This window comes from Corallococcus sp. 4LFB, from assembly GCF_046520365.1.
Lineage (GTDB): Bacteria > Myxococcota > Myxococcia > Myxococcales > Myxococcaceae > Corallococcus > Corallococcus caeni.
Genome location: NZ_JBKGHJ010001165.1, coordinates 1 through 717 on the forward strand (window position 1 = coordinate 1; position 717 = coordinate 717).

The 717-nt window shown below is 75.6% G+C and carries 1 protein-coding gene; it reads right to left on the reverse strand.

Annotation, left to right across the window (positions count from 1 at the left end):
* The coding region (locus tag ACLEQD_RS44720) for a universal stress protein (RefSeq protein WP_410391969.1) at positions 1 to 324 on the reverse strand (324 nt) is incomplete at its 3' end.
* Between the last annotated feature and the right edge of the window lie 393 nt (positions 325 to 717).

The following is a 717-nucleotide window of genomic DNA, read 5'->3' on the forward strand; positions in this document are numbered from 1 at the left end:
CAGGGCGGCGGGCTCGTCGCGGGGCGTCCCCACCACCAGGAGCCGCGCCTCGTGCGCGTCGCAGAAGACGGCCAGGGCCCGCGAGGAGCCGCTCTCCAGCAGGGAGGACTCCACCCGCGCGCCCAGCGGCTCCAGCCGCCGGAGCTCCTCGCGCAGCAGCGCCCGCAGGCCCTCGCGCACGGGCTCCGCCGCGACCCGGAGCTGATCCGGGTGGATTTGATGGACGAGCCACAGCGGCTGGCCCCGGCGGGCGGCGATTCGCGCGGCCACCTCCGCGGCCTGACGGGAGCCCTCGGTGAGGTCGGTTGCGCAGACGATGGACATGGAGGGACTCCGGATGGGGGAAGGCGCCGCGCCACGGCTTCCCTGCGGGTTGGATGACGTCGGGGGGCGCGCCCCACTGCTGCTTACGAAACCCTTTTCAGGATGCGTGCCGTCCACCCGCCCGGCATCCCCACCCCGGACCGCGCAAGGGCTGCGGCGCCTGGAGTCCCGGGCGCAAAAGCTGCGCGCCGTCCCGCCCCGGCCCCCCGTCTTTCCTTCCCGGCACGGGCTTCGCAATCCGGGCGGACATCCCCTTTCACAGGAGCGACCCGAGATGAGCCCCCCTGGTTGGCTGGACCCCGAGCGTGGCCTCCGCGCGCAGTGCCCGGGCGGGTGCGCCCAGCGGAAGGTGGCGCGGTGAGCGCGGCGCACGGCGAGGCGGTGGCGGCGGAG